Raw genomic sequence first — 18,061 nt, 5'->3', positions numbered from 1 at the left:
GAATTCTTCGGTGGTCTCCAAAGCCGTCACGTCCACGGACGCTACACCCAGCTTTTTGGGTGTACGCCCGGCCGCGCAGCGTATGGCCTCCGACAGTAGGTTGAAGCGCATGAGTCAGACAGTGCGCGGAGTGATTTCACGCAAGAAGGGCCAGCCCGTCGAATTGGTGGACATCGTCGTCCCGGACCCCGGGCCCGGAGAGGCCGTGGTCGACATCATCGCCTGCGGGGTGTGCCATACCGACCTGACTTACCGCGAGGGCGGCATCAACGACGAGTACCCGTTCCTGCTCGGCCACGAGGCCGCGGGCACGGTCGAAGCGGTCGGGCCCGGCGTCACCGCGGTTGAGCCGGGCGACTTCGTGATCCTGAACTGGCGCGCGGTGTGCGGCCAGTGCCGGGCCTGCAAACGCGGCAAGCCACACCTTTGCTTCGACACGTTCAATGCCACGCAGAAGATGACGCTGACCGACGGCACCGAGCTGACACCCGCGCTGGGCATCGGGGCGTTCGCCGACAAGACGCTGGTCGCGGCCGGTCAATGCACCAAGGTCAATCCCGAGGCCGACCCCGCGGTCGCCGGGCTACTGGGCTGCGGCGTGATGGCGGGCATCGGAGCGGCGATCAACACCGGCGCCGTCGACCGCAACGACACCGTCGCGGTCATCGGCTGCGGCGGTGTCGGTGATGCCGCGATCGCGGGAGCCGCGCTGGTCGGAGCCAGGCGGATCATCGCCGTCGACACCGACAACACCAAGCTGGACTGGGCCCGCAAGTTCGGCGCCACTCACACCGTCAATGCCCGCGAGCTCGACCCCGGAAAGGACCTAGTCGAAACCATCCAGGACCTCACCGATGGCTTCGGCGTCGACGTGGTGATCGATGCGGTCGGCCGGCCCGAGACGTGGAAGCAGGCCTTCTACGCCCGCGACCTCGCCGGAACCGTTGTGCTGGTGGGGGTGCCGACGCCGGACATGACGCTGGAGATGCCGCTTGTCGACTTCTTCTCTCGCGGCGGATCGCTGAAGTCGTCGTGGTACGGCGACTGCCTGCCCGAACGCGACTTCCCCACCCTGATCGATCTGTATCTGCAGGGCCGGCTTCCGTTGGAGAAGTTTGTCTCCGAACGAATCGGGCTAGACGGGATCGAGGAGGCGTTCAACAAGATGCATGACGGCAAGGTATTGCGTTCGGTAGTGGTGCTCTGATGGTCGACATCGATCGGGTGGTCACCCACGGCACCTTCGAACTCGACGGCGGCAGTTGGGAAGTCGACAACAACATCTGGCTCATCGGCGACAACTCAAATGTCGTGGTGTTCGATGCGGCTCACGACGCGGCACCGATCGTCGAGGCCGTCGGGGGACGCCATGTGGTGGCAGTCGTGTGCACGCACGGCCACAACGACCACGTCACGGTGGCGCCCGAACTCGGCAAGACACTCGACGCACCGGTACTGCTGCACCCCGCCGACGAGGTTTTGTGGCGAATGACCCACCCGGATAAGGACTTTCGCGCCGTGTCCGATGGGGAGACGTTGAAGATCGACGGCACCGAGCTCACCGCGCTGCACACCCCCGGCCACTCCCCCGGATCGGTGTGTTGGTACGTGCATGACCTGGGTGTCGTGTTCAGCGGCGACACGTTGTTCTGCGGCGGCCCCGGCGCAACCGGACGCTCGTACTCCGACTTCCCGACGATTCTGCAGTCGATCTCCGAGCGGCTAGGCAAGCTGCCTGGTGAGACCATCGTGCACACCGGCCATGGCGACAGCACGATCATCGGCGACGAGATCGTGCATTACGAGGAGTGGGTGGCGCGGGGGCACTAACCCCGTCACTGGCCGAGTGGTATTCCGACTGGGAGGTACCACGATGGGACATAGGGCAACGGTGGAACTCGTGCTCGACTGCGAGGACCCAAGAAGGCTCGCCATGTTCTGGCGCGATGCGCTCAACTATCGCGACTACTACGCGGACGCCGATCTGGCTGTGCTCGTCCCCAAACAAGGCATCGCTTCACCACTTCTCCTTCAGCGGGTGCCCGAGCCCAAAATGGGTAAGAACCGCATGCACGTCGACATCATCGTCCACGATATCGATGCCGAGGTCCACCGGCTGCAGGCACTTGGCGCTCGTCGCGTCGACGAAAGCGTGCAGAGCTCCGGGGGAACCCGATGGGTTCGAATGTCGGACCCTGAGCAGAACGAGTTCTGCGTCTCCACCGGCGTTGAGTGGTAAGCCCCCGCGAGCGCCCGCAGCGTTACCGTTTACAAATATCGCCTCACGCGCTCGCAGTACTCAAGGTATTCCTGGCCGTAATGGTTGCGCATGAACTCCTCTTCACGCAGTACCTGGCGGTGAAACAGCGCGAGCCCGCCGGCGAGGTAGGCCAAGGGTATCCAGTTGGGGAAGGCGAGGAACTCACCGATCAAGATCAGGGCGGCTCCGACATAGATCGGGTTGCGGCTCACCGAAAAGATGCCCGTCGTGACCAATTCGTCGGGGTGGTCAACGTCGATGCCGACGCGGAAGCTGCGGCCGAACGAGACCAGGCTGGCCACCAGCACCAACAATCCGCCGAGGCATAGCGCAACCCCTGCCCACGCCGCGGCATTCGAATGAAAGAACCGCTGCCTGCTAACGAGCGGCCAGTCGAAGGCGGCGGCGAAGACCGTGTAGAAGTAAAACAGCGCGACCGGCGGGATCAGAAAGTCCGTCTTGTCGAGGTTCCCGAAATGCATTGCCTGCGTTCCGGTTCTGCGCAGCAGGAGGACTCGCGTTATCACTACGGCAAGCAAGACCACGAGGGTCGACGCGGCAAAATATCCCGGCATCATGGTCGCATCTCCTCTCTAGGGTTCATTGCGGCTGGCGTCTTACCACTGATTTCCGACGTTCCACACTAAGTCTTGGCTGCGAGCCTAACGCCACTGCGAAAATCAGCACGCAAAATCGCACTGGCGTTAGGCTCGCGGCGGTGCCCCCAGCGGGCGCCACATGTTGTCGCTCAGAGGCGGGCAAAAGCCCGCAGCCCTCAGTGCCCTTCGAGGATCCGCCGCTTCTCGGTCTGAAACTCCTCCTCGGTCAACGCCCCGGAATCCCGCAGCGCCGCCAGCATTTTCAGTCGCTCCAGCCGAACGCCCTCGCCGGTGGGTTCATACGCCGCAGCGGGCGGTGGCTGGGAGGCCGGCGCGATCGGCCACTCGGTGGGCTCCCACGTCCGGGCAACCACCGCCGCTGCCGCCTTGCGCCGGGTGCGGGACAGCCACCACCCCGACAAGATCGAATCGACCAGGCCCACAACGAACATGGCCACAAACACCCACACCAGGAAGCCGTAGGAACTCGAGTGGCCGAAGGCCAGCCGAGGCGCGATGAATCCGTTGACCTGGCCGTCTGTCGTGATGTTGTACGTCCCCGCGGCCGGAATCTGAGCCACCCACACCCGCACGTGCGCGTCGTTGTTGACTGTTGTTGTGCTGCCGATGTTTTCGGTCATCGACGGCTGCGCGACACCGTCGGGCGGACTGATCGTGACCCCGAGCGGCGGTACCGGCAAACCACCACCGCTCGGACCGCTGATCACCACGGTGTGCAAGCTGACGGTGACCTCTCCCGCGGGCAGGTACACGCTGGCCGACCCCGGGATCGGGACCTCGCCGTAGGCGTTGTAGTCGTCCAGGAAAAAGGCGTTGAGCACCAGCGTGACGATGAAGCCGCCGATCGACACGACGATCATCACGACGGCAGCGGACAGCGAAATCTTGGCCAGCCGCCTGCTGCGCATGCACGCAGTGTGTCACTGCTAGTGACCCGGGGCCAACGAAAGTGCAGACTGATACCCATGTCCAACGATCTCGTCGCCACCGTGCCAGACCTGTCCGGGAAGCTGGCGATCGTCACCGGAGCCAACAGCGGTCTGGGTTTCGGGCTGGCCCGGCGGCTCTCGGCGGCCGGCGCCGATGTGGTCATGGCGATCCGCAATCGGGCCAAGGGTGAGGCGGCGATCGAAGAGATCCGCGGCAGCGTGCCCGACGCAAACCTGACCATCAAATCCCTCGACCTGTCGTCGCTGGCGTCCGTCGCCGCGCTCGGTGAGCAACTCAACGCCGAGGGCCGCCCGATCGACATTCTGATCAACAACGCCGGGGTGATGACGCCACCGGAACGCGACACCACCGCCGACGGCTTCGAATTGCAGTTCGGCAGTAACCATCTCGGGCACTTCGCGCTGACCGGGCATGTCTTGCCGTTGTTGCGCGCCGCCCAGCGTGCCCGCGTCGTGTCGCTGAGCAGCCTCGCGGCCAGCCAAAGCGGCAAGATCCACTTCGACGACCTGCAGTTCGAGAAGTCCTACGCACCGATGTCGGCCTACGGCCAGTCCAAGATCGCGGTGCTGATGTTCGCCCGCGAGCTGGACAAGCGCAGCCGCGCCGGCGGCTGGGGCATCGTCTCCAATGCCGCACACCCCGGCCTGACGAAAACCAACTTGCAGGTCAGCGGACCGTCGTACGGTCGCGAAAAGCCGGCACTGATGGAGCGCTTGTACAAGGCGTCGTGGCGTTTCACGCCGTTCCTGTGGCAGGAGATCGAGGAGGGAATCCTGCCCGCTCTCTTTGCCGCGGCCACGCCGCAGGCCGAGGGCGGCGAATTCTACGGGCCCCGCGGTTTCATGGAACTCGCAGGTGGCGGGGTGAAAATCGCCAGCACGCCCGCGCGTGCCCGCAACGAGGACGACTGCCGGCGACTGTGGGAGATTTCCGAGCAACTCACCGGTGTCAGCTATCCAGCAACCAACTAGCAACTGGCACAAAGCTTTTCCCATCCCATCCCTCCTGTGACCGCTGGTCAGGCAAAAAGATTGCGGTAACGAGAGTTTCGACACAGCGCGGCAGCGGGTAACCGACAGCGAGCCGGGGGGCGAAACTGCGACTACAAGGGGGAAGCGGGATGAGCGTGCAGGACGACAAAGCAGCCGGTGAAGAGGGCCAGCAGCCGGAGGTATCCGAAGAGACCGGGCAATTGACCGAGAAGCCGGAGCCTGACGACGACGCCAAGCAAAAGGCCGCCGAAATGATGACGGCCTACGAGGACCGGCCCACGCTGGTGCTGCCGGGCTCCGGCGGAGCAGTCTCGGGTACGGCGATCGGCGCTTGGCTGGACGACGACGGCAACCCCAAGAACAGCGAAGACTCCGACCGGGACGACCAGGACAAGCAGGACCAGGTCGAGAAGGACAAGGCCTTGAACGAAGAGCTCAAAAAGATTGCGGCCGAGGAAAACAAGGGCGAAAAGCGCCCCAGCTCCAGATAGCTCTTACTGACCACCAAATCCAGGAATTGGCAAGCTGATTCCCGGGATGCGCGGGATAGGCGGAATCGCCGGGATCGGCGGGACCCGAGGTGCGGGCGCCGGTATTTGGGGCACCGGCGGCGGAGCTGGAGCCTCGACCGGTGGCGGGGGCGCCGCCGGGACCGGTGTGTCGACGGCGGCGGGCGGCGGAGTGTCCACGACCGCAGGGGCGGGAGCGGGAGCGTCAGCCGGCGGTGGCGGCGCGGCGGGCTCCGCCGGGGTCGCGGCCTGACCCGTGATCGGTGCCTGGCTTGCCGGGGCGGGCTGCGGAGCTCCGTTGTTTGCGGGCGGCGCGGAAACCGGACTCGTGCTCACGCCGGGGCTCGGCGTGGTGGCCGGTTTGTTGTCGGAGAGGCCGATCGCCAACGCGACGCAAACCAGCAACACCGCTACGGCCGTACTGATGACGACCATCCCCGGCATCCGACGCCAGGGAATGATCGAACCTTTTTTCTCCCGGCGTGGCTGCACGGGCTGGTCGAAGTCCATCGCCGGGCGCGCCGACGTATAACCCGATCCGCCACCATGATTCGCGGCGCCGACCGGCATGGCGCGCGAATCGTCGCCCGCCTCCGACCAGGCCAGTGCGGGCATCGCGCTCGATACCGGCTCCGAGGGCGCCGCCTGGGTCAGCACCGAATTCCGTTCCGCCACCGCCACTGGGGCCAATGCCGCCACGGCCGCCGCCGTCGCTGGGGAGGCGGCCGGGGTCAGCAGGGTCGCGCTGGTCTCCCCCGGTCCGCGCGTCGCGCGCAACGCCCCGCCGATAGCCGGCGCCAGATGCGGACGTGGAATCGTCACGACCGGAACTCGCAGGTGCCCGGACAACATCGTGGTGACCGCCGGGATGTTGGCGCCACCGCCGACCGAAACCACGGCGACCAGGTCGCGAATCCCGTTGCGCGCCAGCGTTTCATCCAGGACCATCACGAAGTTGGTCAGCGATGTACGGATCGCGTCGTCGAGTTCGTTCCGGGTGAGCCGGATCTCGCCGGGTATCCCCGGCAGCCCGTCGGACAGCGTGGCAACCGTGCTCGACGAGAGCTGCTCTTTGGCGTTTCGGCAACCGGTCCGCAGCCGGCTCAGCGGCCCGATCGCCGAGGTGCCGGACGGATCGAAGGAATCGGCGCTCGGCAGGTTGGCCAGAACGGTCGTCAACAGCGCCTGATCGATCAGGTCGCCGGAGAAGTCGAGGTGCCGCACCGTCGGGGCGAGCGGCTGATAGTCACCCGCGGCGTCCATCAGCGTGATGCTGGTGCCGCTGCCGCCGAAGTCGCAGACCGCCACGGTCCCGCGCGCCGGTATGCCCGGGTTGGCCCGCACGGCGAACAGCGTCGCGGCGGCATCGGGGATCAGCGTCAGCGGCTGGGCGCGGTTTGTCCATTCGGGTACCCGGCTCAGCGCGGAACCCAGCGCGTCGACTGCGTTCGATCCCCAGTGAGCGGGGTGGGTCACCGCGACGTTTTCGGGTAGCCCGCGCCCGCCGGTGGCGGCGTAGGCCAATGCGCGTAACCCGTCGGCGGCCAGCACCTCGCTGTGGTGCACGGAGCCGTCGGCGGCCACGATGCCGATCGGGTCGCCGACCCGGTCGACGAAGTCGGTGATCACCAGGCCCGGCTGATCCAGCCGGGGGTTCTCGGCCGGCACCCCGATCTCGGGCAGCCGGTCGCGATACAGCGTCATGACGGGCTTACGAGTAATCGCGTGATCCGCGGTGACCGCGGCGAAGTTAGTGGCGCCAATCGAGAGACCCAGCGCGGGCGTAGCTCCGTCTGACATGGTCCAATCCCCGTTTATCGAGCGGAATGCCCCCGCATCCGCCTAAGCGCCATCTTGTCGGATATACCTATAGCCAATCTCTGCGCAAGCTATGCGTGAGCTGTATAACGAATCGGCCACAGTATCCGCGCTGGTCACCGTATGTTACCGGCTCCGGCGATCAGCGGAAGATCCAGCGGGGTGACCCAGCCGGGCGGCAAATCGTTGACCGCCGGCACGGCATTCAACGCCCGCAGTCCCGTCGCCAGGCACCCGGCGGCGGCCGCGTCCCGGCCGGAGCCGTCGGTGAACCGGAACGCCGTCTCCTGGAAGATGCTCGGGGTTCCTTCGATGTCCACCCGATAGACGTCGTTGTCGTGACCCGTCGGCCATTCGGGGGCGGCGTCGAGCCCGATGCGGTTGACGTGTTCGAGCTGGATGCGCGTTTCGCCCTGGTAGACGCCGTTTATGGTGAACCGGACAGCGGCCACGTGGCCGGCTTTGATCACGCCCCGGGCGGAGTTGCGCTCGGTCGGAGTCACCCACTTGTCCCAGGTGGTGGTGATCTCGTCGAGCATGATCCCGGCGGCGTGCGCGATCATCGGGATGGTGGCGCCCCACGCGAAGATCAGCATGTCGCGGTCTTCCAGCATCGGCTTGAATTCGGGCTCGCGGCCGATGCCCATCTCGAACTCGTAGTCGCCTTCGTAGTTGGTGTAGTCGAGCAGCTCCGACGCCCGGACCTTCCGCACCTCCGAACACAGGCCCATCAGCGTCATCGGGAACAGGTCGTTCGCGAATCCCGGGTCGATGCCGGTGGTGAAGCAGGACGACTGGCCCAGCTCGCAGGCTTGCGTGATCGGCTCGATCCAGTTCGGCGGGTTCAGGTGCATCGTCGGCCATACCCACGGCGTCATCGCCGTCGAGCACACGTCGATGCCGGCCCGTAGGAAGCGGGTGATCAGCGAGATGTTCTCTTTGGCGTGCATCGCCGTCGGGCCGTAGTGCACCAGCGCGTCGGGTTTCAGAGCGATCAGCGAGTCAATGTCGTCGGTGGCGAGAACGCCGACCTTCTCCGGCATCCCGCAGATCTCGCCGACGTCGCGGCCGACCTTGTCCGGATTGCTGACGCCGACGCCCACCAACTCAAACAGCGGGTGCTTGACGATCTCGGGGATCACCATCCTGCCCACGAAGCCAGTACCAAACACCACCACACGCTTTGAGCCGTGTCCCGCCATGCCTTACGCCACCTTTCCGGTCACCAGCCCCGCTCGGCTTCACATTAAGCGCACACTGTGACCTCTAGCACCCCGTCCCGCTAGGTGACACGATGCAATTCATGAGAAAGCACCTCGCCGCACCGTCGATGCTGCTGGCTATCGGTTTCGGCTTCGCCAATGCCTGCGGCGTCGCCCACGCGATACCCCAGATGCCCCAGGTCCGCTACGAGATCAACGGGCCCGCGGTCGCCCAATTCATCTACTACCAAACCGACACCGGCCAGCTGCACCAAGTAAATGCGCCGCTGCCCTGGTCGACGGAGTTCACCGCGTTCGGCGGGCAAGTGTTCGCCCTCAGCGCGCAGGGACCGGGTCCCATTTCCTGCAAGATTTTGGTCGACGGCAACGTGGTCAGCGCCGCGACGGCAACGACGGGCGTTCCGGCGAGAACCGTCTGTACCCACTGATCCGGGTCTAGGCTCGCCAGTGTCACCTCTGCAAACCCCTTTCAAAGGCGAAGGGAGGCTACGTGAGCCTTGAGACCGGTATCGCGACGCGGCCGAACGGGGAGCCACCGCCCGACATTCCACTTGCCGATATCCATCTCGAGTCGCTCGACTTCTGGGTGCGTAACGACGACGTCCGGGACGCCGTTTTCGCCACCTTGCGCAGGGAATCCCCGATCTCGTTCTGGAACCCGATCGAGTACGAGGGGTTTGAGACCGGCAACGGGTATTGGGCGCTGACCAAGCTCGACGACGTCCACTTCGCCAGCCGTCATCCCGAAATCTTCAGCTCCGCCGACGGCATCACGATCAACGACCAGACACCGGAGTTGGCCGAGTACTTCGGATCGATGATCGTGCTCGACGACCCGCGACACCAGCGGCTGCGCTCGATCGTCAGCAGGGCCTTCACCCCGAAAGTGGTGGCCCGCATCGAGGCTTCGGTGCGGGATCGCGCGCATCGGTTGGTCACCTCGTTGAAAGCCAACCATCCCGACGGCCAGGCCGACCTTGTCACCGAGCTCGCCGGGCCGCTGCCGCTGCAGGTCATCTGCGACATGATGGGAATTCCGGAGGAAGACCATCAGCGAGTCTTCCACTGGACCAACGTGATTCTCGGTTTCGGCGATCCCGATCTGACCACCGACTTCGAAGAGTTCATGCAAGTCTCGATGGACATCGGCACCTACGCCACCGCGCTGGCCGAAGACCGCCGGTCCAACCACCACGACGATCTGACCACGAGCCTGGTCGAAGCCGAGGTCGACGGCGACCGTCTCACCTCCCAGGAGATCGCGTCGTTCTTCATCCTGCTGGTGGTGGCGGGCAACGAAACCACCCGCAATGCGATCAGCCACGGCGTGCTGGCGTTGTCCCGCTTTCCCGAGCAACGCGAGAAGTGGTGGTCCAACTTCGAGGAGCTGACACCCACCGCGGTCGAGGAGATCGTGCGGTGGGCTTCGCCGGTGATCTACATGCGCCGCACCCTGACTCGAGACTTCGAGTTGAGCGGCGTCAAGATGGCGGCCGGCGACAAGGTTGCGCTGTACTACAACTCGGCGAACCGCGACGAGTCACGGTTCGACAATCCATGGGCGTTCGATGTCGCGCGCAACCCCAACCCGCATCTGGGCTTCGGCGGCGGAGGCGCGCATTTCTGTCTGGGGGCCAACCTGGCTCGTCGCGAGATCCGGGTCGTCTTCGATGAGTTGCGCCGTGAAATACCGGACATCACCGTGACCGGCAAACCGGCGCGGCTGCTGTCGCAATTCATTCACGGCATCAAGTCCCTGCCGGTCGCTTGGACTCCCCCGGGCTGAGGCTAAGTTCGGGAATCGCACCGAACGCGGAGGGGCGGCGATTCTGATAGCGCATGCGATATCGGATCCCGCGAACATCTATATCTTCCGCCCGGCCCCTGTTGCCCCGCCCCTGTTGGAAGGCATATCGCCTTCTCAAAACCGATAGCGCATGCGCTATCAGAAACGCAGCCCGGCGCCACAAAATCCAGGATTACGCTGACCACGTGACCATTCCCGCGTTTCCCGCTCCCGAGGTGCTGGCCGCCCGCCAGAAACTCGTGCTCGACCACTTTCACGACGAGGTCCGCCAGGACTGGGACGACGTGCTGGCGACGTTCCCGCACCCCCACTATGAGCTGATCCCGCAGATGGTCATTCACGACGGAGACAAGGCGGTGCGTGGCTACTACAACTACACGCGCACTGCATTTCCCGATCAGGACCACGAGATCATCGCGCTGCGGCACAGCGCCGACGCGGTGATCGTCGAGTTCTGGTTGATGGGCACGCATCGGGGCTTCCTCGGCAAGGTCCCGCCCACCGGCAGCCGGTTCCGGGTGCGCATGAACGCCTACTTCGTCTTCGACGACACCGAAACGCTTGTCTGCGAACGCATTTACTTCGACACCTTGACCATGATCAAACAGCTCCTCGGCGGGCTGAACATGAAGAAGCCGTCGAACTGGCTGCTCGCTGCGCGCTGTGTGCGGGGGCTGTTGTCGATGTCGTCGGAAAAACCGGACCCGGCACTGACGTCCGCGTAAACTGCAGCGATGCGCCTTCACGCGATATGCGCGCTTGTCTCAACCGCGTTGTTAGGCGCCTGCGCGACGGCCACCGCCGCTCCCGCACCACCGGGTCCGCACACCGTGAAGTGGATCGACCTGCAGGTCGGCGACTGCGTGGCCGACCTTCCGCCGATCGATCTGAGCCGGGTGACGGTCACCGCCGTCGACTGTGCCACAGCGCATTTGGCCGAGGTCTATCTGCGGGGCCCGATGGCCGTCGACAAGGCCGTCGCAATCGTCGCCAACAAGGACTGCAACGACGGGTTCGCCCCTTACACCGGCCGATCCCTGGACGGCGGCGCGTTTTCGATCACGTATCTCATTGACTCGAACCAAGACCGCACCGGCGCCGACCCCACGCCGAGCACCGTCGTCTGCCTGCTGCAGTCGGCCAACGGCCAACCCCTGACCGGGTCGGCGCGCGTTTAACACCCGAGCTGATCGGCGAGGTCGAGAAAGTCGGACGCGTTGATGTCGAACTCTTCGGAGTAGGCGACATCGGGGTCGCCGTCAGTCCCGAATTCCAGCGGGCGCGCGACGAAGGCCGTACGAAAGCCGAGTCCGGCCGCCGCGCGGATGTCGTACTTGTGGCTTGCCACCATCATGATGTCGCCCGGAACCAGGCCCAGGTAGGTCGCGGCCATCCGATAGATCGCCGGCTCGGGTTTGAACACACCGGCCATCTCGGCGGCAAAGATCGCATCCCACGGCAGCCCCGCTCGCTTGGAGATGTTGATAACCGCGGAGACGTCGGCGTTCGACAGCGTGGCCAACGTGAACGAACTTTTCAGCCGGGACAGCCCCGCCACCACGTCCGGCCACGGCCGCAACCGCTGCCAGGCCAGCGTGAGCTCTTCGCGCTCCGCATCCGAAAAGCCGCCGATGCCGGACTCGTCCAGGACGGTCTCCAGCGCGGCGCGATACACCGAGTGCACCGAAACCCATCCACTGTGGCGACTGCGAGCCACCTCCAGCGCGTCGAAGTAGCCTGCGCGCCAACGCCGGACCAGGTTCGGCCAATCGACACCCGGATGCCTCCCGGCGCTGATTCGTTGCGCCGCGTCACACACGGTCGAATGAAAATCCGTCGCGGTGCCTTGCACGTCGAACAACAACGCCTTAACCACAAGCTTCATCATGCAGCGCGCGGTGAAAGTCGGCCCGGCAGCCCAAGCGTTAGTTAAAGTCAGGGGGATAAAAAAGCTTGTTCTGATATGTCTTGCGAGGTAGCCCGTGGCCGACGACATCATCACGCCCGCCGACGAACACCACGAGGTCAGCCCGCAAGAGTGCGAGCCCGACTACCGGTTCACCATGGCCAACGAGCGGACCTTCCTGGCCTGGCAACGCACCGCTCTGGGTCTGCTCGCAGCGGCGGTCGCCCTGGTACAGCTGGTGCCCGAGATGACGGTGCCCGGTGCCCGCCGACTCCTCGGCATCGGCCTCGCGGTGCTGGCGATTCTGACCAGCGGGATGGGGTTGCTGCGCTGGGAACAGGCGGACCGCGCGATGCGCCGCGGCGCCCCGTTGCCCCGTCATCCCTCGCCTGTCTACCTCGCGGCTGGCCTCAGCCTGGTCGGGCTGATCGCGCTCGGGTTGGTCATTCTCAAGGCGGTCTCGGGTTGACCCAGGCGACGGCGGGCACTCCGTCGGCCAACACCCTGGCGGCCGAGCGCACGACGCTGGCCTGGACCCGGACCTCGTTCGCGTTCCTGGCCAACGGCGTACTGCTGGCCATCAAAGAAATGCACGGCGCGAGGGGGTGGGCGCCGTTGATCCCGGCGGGCGTGGCTCTTGCAGCGGCGTTGTGTACCTACGTGATCGCGTTCAAGCGACAAAGAAGTTTGCAACAGCGACCACTCCCAGCGCGAATCAGTCCTCGTGGCCCCGTGTACATCATCGGGATAGCCACGTTGCTGCTTATCGTCATGGCCATAGCCGCGCAGCTAGTCTGGTAGTGCCGAAAGGCACTGTCCCAGAACATAGTCCGCTCACCGGCCGCCGGCGTTCAGAAACGCGACGATCCCCTGCGTGACGGCCGCGGCATATTTCGCCCGGCCGTCCGCGCTTTCCATCCGCGCGGCGTCGTCGGCGTTCTTCATGTTGCCGAGTTCGACGAGGACTGCCGGGTACTGGGCCAGGTTCAGGCCGGCGAGGTCGTCGCGCCCGTAAAGCCCGTCCGACCCCACGTAGGTTGACGGATGAAATCCCGCCTGAACCAGGGCATCGCGCATCGTGTGCGCCAGTTGCACGGCCGGGCCGGCCTGGGCGGCGTTGAGCGGCGGGCTGGAGTAGTTGACGTGAAATCCGCTGCCGGACGGCGGGCCGCCGTCGGCGTGAATGCTCACGATCGCGTCCGGGTGCATCGCATTGGCCCGCGCGGCGCGCTCGTCGATGCAGGGTCCGACGGAGTTGTCGTCGCCGCGAGAGAGCGCGGTGTTCACGCCCATTTGCTGCAGCGATTCACTGATGAGGCCGACGACGGCCCAATTGAACGCATGCTCGGGGTAGCCGTCGCTAGTCGCGGCGCCCGAAGTTTGGCACGGTTTGGTGCCGCCCCGGCCATTCGGAACCTGCTGATTTATCGAGGCGTCATTCACGGCGTTGTGGCCCGCGTCGAGGAAGACGGACGTTCCGGCGAGGCCGGCGGATGCGGGTGGGGAATCAAGCGTTGTCACAACCAGCAGGCCCGGCGCGACGCCGGCAAGTTTCAGGACTTGGCGTCTAGAAACGGATTTCAGCCGGCCGCACCCTGGTGCCGCGGGCGGATCGCTCACCGCGCGATGGTAGCAATCCTCCTGCTATTCTCCAGATCAAGCCGATTGATTTGTAAAGGCACGACGTCGGGACCGGCCAGCAGACCTTCGGTATCGACCGGGATATCAGGCCAAATAAGACCCTTAAAAAGTCTTCTGCGTGTCGCTTTTGCGGTCTTCGGCAACAGTGGTGAACTGGTCTTGGAACTCATAGGTTTGGGATGGGCACCGATGGGCATTTATTTCGGCATGATCGCCGGTCACATCATTCGATTCGCCAAACCCACGGCAATAGCGGCCTTGGGCGTTGGTACTGGTTTCCTTGTCTCCCCTACTCCGTCGGCATCGGCCGAGCCATGCCCCGACACTCAAGTGGTGTTCGCGCGCGGCACCGGCGAGCCCGAAGGCATCGGACCCACCGGGCAAGCCTTCGTCGACAATCTGCGTGGGCGCGAGGGCGGAAAGTCCGTCGACGTGTACGCGGTCAACTACCCCGCCAGCAATGAATGGGACACCGGCCTGGACGGCATTCGCGACGCCAGCGCTCACGTCATGTCGATGGCGGCCAGCTGCCCCAAGACCAAGATGGTGCTCAGCGGATTCTCCCAGGGCGCGGCCGTGATGGGCTTCGTCACTTCAGCGGCAGTGCCCGACGGCGTTGATCCCGCGACCGTGCCCAAACCCCTGGCACCCGACGTCGCCGACCACGTCGCCGCGGTCGTGCTGTTCGGGACGCCCAACGTGCGGGCGATGAACTTCCTGGGCCAGCCACCGGTCGTCATCGGGCCGACGTATCAGTCCAAGACCATCAAGGTGTGCGCCACCGACGACCCGGTGTGCTCGGACGGAATGAACTTCTCCGCCCACAACACCTACGCCGACGACGGCACCTGGATCGACAAGGGCGCGTCGTTTGCCGCCAGCCGCCTCGACGCAGGCCCCGCCGCCGGACCGGCAATCGTGGTGCACTCGCCCAACGGCGGCGGCTTCGGCAACTGATCCGCCGGGCTTTACATACTAAAAAGTATGTTACGGTGACCGCATGTCCGCGGTTGCTAGCCGCTCGCTGCACGGAATCACCGACGAATTCGTCGCGCGGTTAGCGCAGCGCGCCGAGGAAGCCGAGCAATTGCGCCGGCTGCCCGCGGCGACGGTCAGCGAGTTCCGGGAGACGGACCTGTTCCGGCTGTTGCTCCCGGCCCGGTTCGGCGGTATCCAGGCGTCGTTTCCCGAACTGCTGGAACCGATTCGGCAGATGGCACACGGCTGCACCTCGAGCGCGTGGACATTGGGTTTCTATGCGCTGCACAACTGGATGCTGTCGTTGTTCGACCCGCAGCTCCAGGAGGAAGTGTTCGCCTCGGGCCCGGTGCTGGCGCCGGCCCCGCTGGCCCCGACCGGCCGCGGCACTCCGGCCGATGGCGGCGTGCGCCTGACCGGCAGGTGGTCATGGTCGACGGGCGCGATGGACGCCGATTGGGTGATCGTCGGGGCGCTGATAGAGCGACAGGACAACATCTTTCCGGCGCTCGTGGTGGTGCCTGCCGAGCAGGTCGAGGTCGACGACGTGTGGCACACCGCCGGCATGCGGGGAACCGGCTCCCACGACGTCATCGTCACCGACGTCTTCGTCCCCGACCACCGCATCGCCAGCGTGGCCGACATCTACGGCGGCACTGCGCCTGGAGCGCACGTGCACGGGGCGGCCACCTACCGGTGGCCCCTGGTGCCAGCTCTCGCGCTGACGGCGTCGATGCCGGTGCTCGGAGCGGCCGAGCGGGTGACCGAGCTCTTCGCCGAGCGGCTTGGTGGCCGGGTCCTGGCGTATAGCGGTGTGGCGCAAAAGGATCAGCCCGCCGCGCAGATCAGGCTCGGAGATGCGATGGTGCGGCTGCGCGCGTTGCGCGCGCTGATCGCCGAGACCGCCGCAGGCATTGACGAGCTGGTCGTCAGCGGTGAACGCGTTCGGCGATCGGTGCGGGCCGACGCCCGGCTGGCCGCGGCGTACACGGTGCACGAGTGCCGCGCGATCATCTCCGATCTGATGGAGGCCGCCGGCGCCAGTGCGCACTTCCTGTCGAGCCCGTTGCAGCGCGCCAAGCGCGACGTGGACATCGCCGCGGGCCATGTGGTGTTCGACTATGACGTGAGCCGAGAGTTGGCCGGGGCGTTGGCGATTGGGGCAAAGATCTCGCCGATCGCGATGGTGTGATCGCTACTTCGGGTCGGCGAGCATCAGGTCCAGGAAGCGCTCGTGTTGAGCCGCCCTATGCGCCTGGCCGGGCGTGGCGGTGAGGTGCAGTAGTCCGATTCCGGCTGCGAACGTCAGCTCCGCGCGCAACCGGGCGTCCTCGGCACTGAAACCAAAATCGCTGTAGGCCTTCGCGACGGAACGAACCAGGCGGCGATCCGCCTCGCGGACGTTGGCGGCGGCGGTCTTGTCGGTGCGTGCCCACTCCCGCATCGCGCGCTCGAGTATCCAGTGTTGCGGCCTGACCAAGGCAATCATCATGGTAGACAGCCGTTCTCGCGGCGGCAGCGTGTCGATCTGGTCCAAGGATTGCCGGTCCTGCTCCCGGAACGTGTTCCACGATTCGACCAGGGCGGCGCGGTAGCTGTCCATGTCCTCGAAGTGCCAGTAGAAGCTGCCGCGAGTGGCGCCGACCTGCCGGCAGAGCCGTTCGATCTTGAGGGCGCGTGCACCCTCCTCGGCGAGCAGGGTGTACCCGGCCTGCAACCAGTCGTCGGCTGACAGGCGCGTCGAGGGCTTACGCGCGGCCACGTCGTGCAACGTTACGGGCAATCGGCACGGGTCGTTAGACTTGTGCGAAATTAACGCCGCGTGTCGGTTGGGATCGTCGGCAGCCGTGCTGTTTCGTCGAGGTCGACGTCGAGTGCATTGAGCATCAACGCAAGGCCCGCGTACCTGCTGATCACCATCAGTACTTCCACGGTGGCCTCCGGGCCCAGGGCCGCATGTACCTGATCGAAGAGCGGTGCCGCGACTGCGCGTGTGCTGACAAGTTCGGTTGTCAATTGCAGGACCGCAAGTTCGGTTGACTCGAAATGGCCTGCTTGCCAACCGGACTCGGAGGTGAGGGCGTTGATCTCATCGACGCTGACACCCGCCGTGCGCGCGACGTCTCGGTGCTGGCCGAGCTCGTAGGCGCAGTCCATCAGGTAGGCGGTGCGCAGCGTCACCAGTTCACGCAGCCGCCGCGGCAGCACCGGGCTGGTCAGGGCGTCGCGGCCGGCCAGCATCCAGCCGGTGAATGCGTTCTCGGCGTTCGCCAGGGTGCGGTAGACGTTGAGATTGCCGCGCTCCGCGGTCAATTCGCGAGCCTGCTCGGGCATGTCGTCGGGCCGCCGGTAAGGGACCCGCGTCATTCGACTTCTCCTTTGCGGTTCTGCGGCAGCACCATTGGGTCGATCTCCACGTCGACCGCGTTGAGCACCAATGCCAGCCCGTAGTAGCAACTGACGATCATCAGCAATTCGGTGAGCACCGCGTCGCCGAAGATGGCCTGGGCGGCGGCGAAGGACTCGTCGCGCAGGTGGTGCGTGGTGCACAACTCGGTGACGACGTCGAGGGCGGTGCGTTCGGTGTGGCTGAAGCCGGCTCCGTCGAGTTCGCCGGTGGCGAGGGCATCGAGCTGCTGCTCGGTCAGACCGGCGGCGCGGCCCAACAGCAGATGCTGGGCCAGCTCGTAGGCTGAGCCCTGCAGGTTGGCCACCCGCAACACGATCACTTCCCGCATCCGCGCGCTGAAGGTCGGGCTGGCGTACAGCTCGTCGACCATTTGCGACCACCCGGGAAACACGTTGGGCGCGTTGGCCAGAACCCGGAAGACATTGAGATTGCCGCGACGAGCTACCCACTCGCGAATGGACTCGGGCTGCTGGTCGAGGTCGGCGAACGCGATGCGTGTCATGGCCGCCATCCTTTCACTCGGCGTCGCTCGGCTTCACTCGGCGGCGAGCGTGAACGTCCAGTCCAGCGTGACGAAGGGTTCGTCGACGTGCGTTCCGTCTGGGGCGATGCCCGGCTGGTGGCGCACGAAGTCGGCCTTCAGCGAGTCCTGCGCCGAGAACACCGCGTCGCAATCGATGTAAGGGTCGTCGCGCAGGAACAGCTGGGTGATCAGCGGCTGGTAGCCGTCGGCCTTAAACCAGAAGTGCACATGCTGGGGTCGCATCACGGATCGATTCGCGGCGCGCATGATCTCCCCGCACGGGCCGTCGGTGGGCACCGGGTAGTAGCGCGGCGTGATCGAGCGATACCAGAATCGGCCGTCCTCGTCGGTGGTCAGCAGCGCGCGCATGGCGAACTCGCCGTGCAGCGGCTCGGTCATCTGCACGTCGTAGAACCCGGTGCC

Annotated in this window: 23 protein-coding genes; 13 read left to right on the top strand and 10 right to left on the bottom strand. The window is 65.5% G+C overall.

Annotated features, from left to right (window positions below):
* The first annotated feature begins 109 nt into the window (after positions 1-109).
* Genes ACZY0B_RS24605 through ACZY0B_RS24595 form a run of 3 tightly spaced genes read left to right on the top strand, consistent with a single transcriptional unit; the run spans position 110 to position 2,239 of the window.
* Positions 110-1,207 (top strand): S-(hydroxymethyl)mycothiol dehydrogenase, encoded by a 1,098-nt coding sequence (locus tag ACZY0B_RS24605; RefSeq protein WP_463766851.1) that lies wholly within the window; start codon positions 110-112, stop codon positions 1,205-1,207.
* The gene (locus tag ACZY0B_RS24600; RefSeq protein ID WP_463766850.1) at positions 1,207-1,830 is read left to right on the top strand and encodes an MBL fold metallo-hydrolase; all 624 of its coding nucleotides are present in this window, start codon (positions 1,207-1,209) and stop codon (positions 1,828-1,830) included. Before ACZY0B_RS24605 ends, ACZY0B_RS24600 begins: the two co-directional genes overlap by 1 nt.
* A gap of 43 nt (positions 1,831-1,873) precedes the next feature.
* Positions 1,874-2,239 carry a VOC family protein gene (locus ACZY0B_RS24595; protein ID WP_463766849.1) on the top strand — a complete coding sequence of 122 codons (366 nt, stop codon included), beginning with the start codon at positions 1,874-1,876 and terminating at the stop codon, positions 2,237-2,239.
* Positions 2,240-2,268: 29 nt separating this feature from the next.
* Here ACZY0B_RS24595 and ACZY0B_RS24590 read toward each other — a convergent pair whose 3' ends face one another.
* Together ACZY0B_RS24590 and ACZY0B_RS24585 are read right to left on the bottom strand one after the other, a co-directional pair.
* Complete coding sequence (locus tag ACZY0B_RS24590; RefSeq protein ID WP_463766848.1) at positions 2,269-2,835, bottom strand: methyltransferase family protein; 567 nt, start codon at positions 2,833-2,835, stop codon at positions 2,269-2,271.
* A 200-nt stretch (positions 2,836-3,035) separates the two neighbouring features.
* On the bottom strand, positions 3,036-3,788 hold the full coding sequence (locus tag ACZY0B_RS24585) for an SHOCT domain-containing protein (protein WP_463766847.1): 753 nt from the start codon (positions 3,786-3,788) through the stop codon (positions 3,036-3,038).
* Between the two features lie 57 nt (positions 3,789-3,845).
* Between ACZY0B_RS24585 and ACZY0B_RS24580 the strand changes: the two genes are divergently transcribed.
* Both ACZY0B_RS24580 and ACZY0B_RS24575 read left to right on the top strand, forming a co-directional pair.
* Positions 3,846-4,802, top strand: coding sequence for an SDR family oxidoreductase (locus ACZY0B_RS24580; RefSeq protein ID WP_463766846.1), 957 nt, complete (start codon positions 3,846-3,848; stop codon positions 4,800-4,802).
* A gap of 149 nt (positions 4,803-4,951) precedes the next feature.
* Positions 4,952-5,314 carry a hypothetical protein gene (locus ACZY0B_RS24575; protein ID WP_463766845.1) on the top strand — a complete coding sequence of 121 codons (363 nt, stop codon included), beginning with the start codon at positions 4,952-4,954 and terminating at the stop codon, positions 5,312-5,314.
* Positions 5,315-5,317: 3 nt separating this feature from the next.
* On the opposite strand, the gene ACZY0B_RS24570 is transcribed toward ACZY0B_RS24575, so the two are convergent.
* Complete coding sequence (locus ACZY0B_RS24570) at positions 5,318-7,132, bottom strand: Hsp70 family protein (protein WP_463766844.1); 1,815 nt, start codon at positions 7,130-7,132, stop codon at positions 5,318-5,320.
* A gap of 134 nt (positions 7,133-7,266) precedes the next feature.
* The gene (locus ACZY0B_RS24565) at positions 7,267-8,352 is read right to left on the bottom strand and encodes an NAD(P)H-dependent amine dehydrogenase family protein (RefSeq protein ID WP_463766843.1); all 1,086 of its coding nucleotides are present in this window, start codon (positions 8,350-8,352) and stop codon (positions 7,267-7,269) included.
* 101 nt (positions 8,353-8,453) lie between these two features.
* Here ACZY0B_RS24565 and ACZY0B_RS24560 point away from each other — a divergent pair, with 101 nt between their 5' ends.
* The 4 genes from ACZY0B_RS24560 to ACZY0B_RS24545 all read left to right on the top strand — a co-directional run bounded on the left by ACZY0B_RS24560 (position 8,454) and on the right by ACZY0B_RS24545 (position 11,358).
* Positions 8,454-8,801 (top strand): MmpS family transport accessory protein, encoded by a 348-nt coding sequence (locus tag ACZY0B_RS24560; RefSeq protein ID WP_463766842.1) that lies wholly within the window; start codon positions 8,454-8,456, stop codon positions 8,799-8,801.
* A gap of 62 nt (positions 8,802-8,863) precedes the next feature.
* Positions 8,864-10,159, top strand: a complete 1,296-nt coding sequence (locus ACZY0B_RS24555; RefSeq protein WP_463766841.1) for a cytochrome P450 — start codon at positions 8,864-8,866, stop codon at positions 10,157-10,159.
* Positions 10,160-10,365: 206 nt separating this feature from the next.
* Positions 10,366-10,905 carry an ester cyclase gene (locus ACZY0B_RS24550; protein WP_463766840.1) on the top strand — a complete coding sequence of 180 codons (540 nt, stop codon included), beginning with the start codon at positions 10,366-10,368 and terminating at the stop codon, positions 10,903-10,905.
* 9 nt (positions 10,906-10,914) lie between these two features.
* On the top strand, positions 10,915-11,358 hold the full coding sequence (locus ACZY0B_RS24545) for a hypothetical protein (protein ID WP_463766839.1): 444 nt from the start codon (positions 10,915-10,917) through the stop codon (positions 11,356-11,358).
* Here the strand turns inward: ACZY0B_RS24545 and ACZY0B_RS24540 are convergent.
* The gene (locus ACZY0B_RS24540; RefSeq protein ID WP_463766838.1) at positions 11,355-12,068 is read right to left on the bottom strand and encodes a haloacid dehalogenase type II; all 714 of its coding nucleotides are present in this window, start codon (positions 12,066-12,068) and stop codon (positions 11,355-11,357) included. The genes ACZY0B_RS24545 and ACZY0B_RS24540 overlap by 4 nt on opposite strands.
* Before the next feature lie 175 nt (positions 12,069-12,243).
* Between ACZY0B_RS24540 and ACZY0B_RS24535 the strand changes: the two genes are divergently transcribed.
* Complete coding sequence (locus tag ACZY0B_RS24535; protein WP_463766861.1) at positions 12,244-12,555, top strand: YidH family protein; 312 nt, start codon at positions 12,244-12,246, stop codon at positions 12,553-12,555.
* A complete protein-coding gene (locus ACZY0B_RS24530) occupies positions 12,552-12,887 on the top strand; it encodes a DUF202 domain-containing protein (protein WP_463766837.1) in 336 nt (111 codons plus the stop codon). The genes ACZY0B_RS24535 and ACZY0B_RS24530 overlap by 4 nt, the downstream gene beginning before the upstream one ends.
* Positions 12,888-12,920: 33 nt before the next feature.
* Here the strand turns inward: ACZY0B_RS24530 and ACZY0B_RS24525 are convergent, their stop codons facing one another.
* A complete protein-coding gene (locus ACZY0B_RS24525) occupies positions 12,921-13,706 on the bottom strand; it encodes an Rv3717 family N-acetylmuramoyl-L-alanine amidase (RefSeq protein WP_463766836.1) in 786 nt (261 codons plus the stop codon).
* A gap of 210 nt (positions 13,707-13,916) precedes the next feature.
* Between ACZY0B_RS24525 and ACZY0B_RS24520 the strand changes: the two genes are divergently transcribed.
* The gene (locus ACZY0B_RS24520; protein ID WP_463766835.1) at positions 13,917-14,684 is read left to right on the top strand and encodes a cutinase family protein; all 768 of its coding nucleotides are present in this window, start codon (positions 13,917-13,919) and stop codon (positions 14,682-14,684) included.
* A 43-nt stretch (positions 14,685-14,727) separates the two neighbouring features.
* A complete protein-coding gene (locus ACZY0B_RS24515) occupies positions 14,728-15,897 on the top strand; it encodes an acyl-CoA dehydrogenase family protein (protein WP_463766834.1) in 1,170 nt (389 codons plus the stop codon).
* Between the two features lie 3 nt (positions 15,898-15,900).
* Here ACZY0B_RS24515 and ACZY0B_RS24510 read toward each other — a convergent pair whose 3' ends face one another.
* From ACZY0B_RS24510 to ACZY0B_RS24495, 4 genes are all read right to left on the bottom strand, one after another.
* Positions 15,901-16,467, bottom strand: a complete 567-nt coding sequence (locus ACZY0B_RS24510; protein ID WP_463766833.1) for a TetR/AcrR family transcriptional regulator — start codon at positions 16,465-16,467, stop codon at positions 15,901-15,903.
* A gap of 50 nt (positions 16,468-16,517) precedes the next feature.
* Positions 16,518-17,072 (bottom strand): carboxymuconolactone decarboxylase family protein, encoded by a 555-nt coding sequence (locus tag ACZY0B_RS24505; protein WP_463766832.1) that lies wholly within the window; start codon positions 17,070-17,072, stop codon positions 16,518-16,520.
* Entirely contained in the window at positions 17,069-17,617 is a 549-nt protein-coding gene (locus tag ACZY0B_RS24500; protein ID WP_463766831.1) for a carboxymuconolactone decarboxylase family protein, read from the bottom strand. The genes ACZY0B_RS24505 and ACZY0B_RS24500 overlap by 4 nt, the downstream gene beginning before the upstream one ends.
* Positions 17,618-17,650: 33 nt before the next feature.
* The coding region (locus tag ACZY0B_RS24495; RefSeq protein WP_463766830.1) for a dioxygenase family protein at positions 17,651-18,061 on the bottom strand (411 nt) is incomplete at its 5' end.

This window comes from Mycobacterium sp. IDUB_19 (genome assembly GCF_055419445.1).
Note: the sequence above shows the minus strand (reverse complement) of the source record. Positions and strands in the feature narration are given on the sequence as shown.